Annotated in this window: 4 protein-coding genes and 2 pseudogenes; 2 read left to right on the plus strand and 4 right to left on the minus strand. The window is 65.1% G+C overall.

Annotated elements, in window-relative coordinates:
* Window positions 1-139 precede the first annotated feature (139 nt).
* The 3 genes and pseudogenes from MKL11_RS21945 to MKL11_RS21955 all read right to left on the minus strand — a co-directional run.
* Window positions 140-340: pseudogene (locus tag MKL11_RS21945) on the minus strand (Y-family DNA polymerase); the annotation flags it as partial.
* Window positions 337-789 (minus strand): LexA family protein, encoded by a 453-nt coding sequence (locus MKL11_RS21950; RefSeq protein WP_243947292.1) that lies wholly within the window; start codon window positions 787-789, stop codon window positions 337-339. The gene MKL11_RS21950 and the pseudogene MKL11_RS21945, both read right to left, overlap by 4 nt.
* A gap of 5 nt (window positions 790-794) precedes the next feature.
* Complete coding sequence (locus MKL11_RS21955) at window positions 795-974, minus strand: hypothetical protein (RefSeq protein ID WP_243947294.1); 180 nt, start codon at window positions 972-974, stop codon at window positions 795-797.
* 166 nt (window positions 975-1,140) lie between these two features.
* Between MKL11_RS21955 and MKL11_RS21960 the strand changes: the two genes are divergently transcribed.
* Together MKL11_RS21960 and MKL11_RS21965 are read left to right on the plus strand one after the other, a co-directional pair.
* Window positions 1,141-1,374, plus strand: a complete 234-nt coding sequence (locus tag MKL11_RS21960; RefSeq protein ID WP_243947296.1) for a DUF6894 family protein — start codon at window positions 1,141-1,143, stop codon at window positions 1,372-1,374.
* A 29-nt stretch (window positions 1,375-1,403) separates the two neighbouring features.
* Entirely contained in the window at window positions 1,404-1,655 is a 252-nt protein-coding gene (locus MKL11_RS21965; RefSeq protein ID WP_243947298.1) for a hypothetical protein, read from the plus strand.
* Between the two features lie 28 nt (window positions 1,656-1,683).
* Here MKL11_RS21965 and MKL11_RS21970 read toward each other — a convergent pair.
* Window positions 1,684-2,040 (minus strand): annotated as a pseudogene (locus MKL11_RS21970) (winged helix-turn-helix domain-containing protein); the annotation flags it as partial.
* Window positions 2,041-2,175: the final 135 nt, after the last annotated feature.

A 2,175-nucleotide genomic window follows, 5' to 3' on the forward strand; every position in this document is an offset into this window, starting at 1 on the left:
TCAAGAACCGCGCCTGAGGCCAGCGCCTACGACGCCAAAGCTGGACGTCGGATCAGCTCAGCCGCACCGTACCGTACCCAGCTTGCGAAGGGGTCCCAATTGCACGCCGATCCGGGGTCCCATTCCAACGCCTTTTGACAATCTTGATCCCGAGCGCCTTCGCCTCGGCCGTCCTGGCGATGGCGCACCCGTCGTTGTTCGACAGCACGATCACCGGCACCAGGGCGAGCTTCGGATCGAACACGCGCTCGCACGAGCAGTAGAACGAGTTGCCGTCGATCAACGCGTAGGCCCGGCCTCCGCGGATCCGATCACACGAGAGAGCCGCCGGGCGGCTCATGACAACCTTCCGCGCGCCACGTGCCAGCGGATCGAGAACCGTACCACGCCCCAGATCGCACCTTCGCCGAGTTCCTCAACCGCGAACGCGGGCAGGTCGGGGTTGCAGAACGCCAGCCGGGCGATGTTGCCGGTGACCTCCAGCCGCTTAACGCTCATCTGGCCATCGATCGCAGCCACCACGACGCTGCCGTGGCCCGCGGTCAGGCTACGGTCCACGCAGGCGAGGTCGCGGTCGTAGATCCCGGCGCCCTCCATCGAAGACCCCGAGATCCGCCACAGGAAGGTCGCAGGCGGGTTCGGCACCAGCCAACGGGGGAGTTCGAGAGCGCCCTCCAGGAAGTCGTCGGCGGGCGATGGGAAGCCCGCGCACAGAGCCTGTCCGATGACAGGTACGCGGACGGCATTAGGGCTGCCGACGAGTAGCTCGTCGATGCGATGGCCGGACACGAGGTTCAACACCCGGAGATGGCGGCGCGGACGAAGCCGCGGGAAACCTGTCGGGCCTGTACCTCGACCTGTCGTCCTACCGCGTCGAGATCGGCCAGGGCGTCGGCGATTACCGCCAGCAGCGCTGCTCGATCATCTCCTCGGTGCAGGGTTCGGTAGACGGCTGCGACCGCCTCGACCTCCATCTGGCGAGCGTCCACAGGCATCTTCTGAGGCTGGGGGTGCATCGGCTCCGTCTCCGCGTAGAACGCAACGGGAACAAACACTGCCGACGAGCGTGGTTCAACGATGTTTTGCGTGACGCTGCCGAACGGCGTGGACGGCTGTGAAGTCAGGGCTAAAAGGACTGGCGTGGCACGGCTTTACCGGTTCCACTGCATCGGCGTCGGCAACGCGGAACTCGACCTTCAGGGATGCTGGATGCCGAGCAGGGCGGCGATCCGAGCCCATGCGGATAGGGTCGCCCTGGCGCTGATGACCGGCGGCGACCGCCCAGACTGGTCGGAGTGGTTCGTCGATGTGCGCGACACCAGAGGCCGCCGCGTGCTGTTGCGCGCCTTCACCGAGGTGCGCGTAGTAGGCTGATCAACGTGACAGACGACGGGAGGCCCAGCGTGGCCCTGAAGACCAGCTACATCGTGCAGCCGTTCGAGATCCATCGGAAGCGTCTTCGCCCTGCCCGCCAAGAACAAGCGCAGTCCGAGAGCGGGGCGCTGAAGAAGGCCGAGAACCTCGCCAACCGGGTGCCGGGCGCGGCGGCGTTGAAAGTCGTGGCCGACGACGAGACCGGCGAACTGGAGGGGGTGACGATCCTGGGTCAGTGGGGCGAAGTCCCAGATGACTTCGCCGAAAGCCTTCCGGGATAATTTCGATCTCCGTGCCGAAGGGGGTGGATCAACTCGCCAGGGCTCGCATCGCGGGTGCATCTTCGCGCAGGACGTATCCGCGGCCCCAGACGGTCTCGATGTAGTTCTTACCCTGGCTGGCATTGGCGAGCTTCTTACGCAGCTTGCAGATGAACACGTCGATGATCTTCAACTCGGGCTCGTCCATGCCGCCGTAGAGATGGTTGAGGAACATCTCCTTGGTGAGCGTCGTGCCCTTCCGCAGCGCGGGGAGTTCCAGCATCTGGTACTCCTTCGTCGTCAGAGGCACGCGCTTGTCGCCCACTGAAGCCATCTTCTCGTGGAGGTCGATCTCCAGATCGCCCATGGTGACAATCGACTGCGCGTGGCTCTGCGATCGGCGGACGTTCTGAATTACGCCCAGGCGATGGTCTGACTTCCACTCCATCACCCTGTTCATCACTCACTTCAGACGGGTTCCACGCCTTCGGGCGCGGTCCCCGTGTCGGCCTCGCTTCGGCCTGCTCGCGGGCTCGCCTGC

Source organism: Methylobacterium sp. J-077, from assembly GCF_022829365.1.
Taxonomy (GTDB): Bacteria; Pseudomonadota; Alphaproteobacteria; order Rhizobiales; family Beijerinckiaceae; genus Methylobacterium.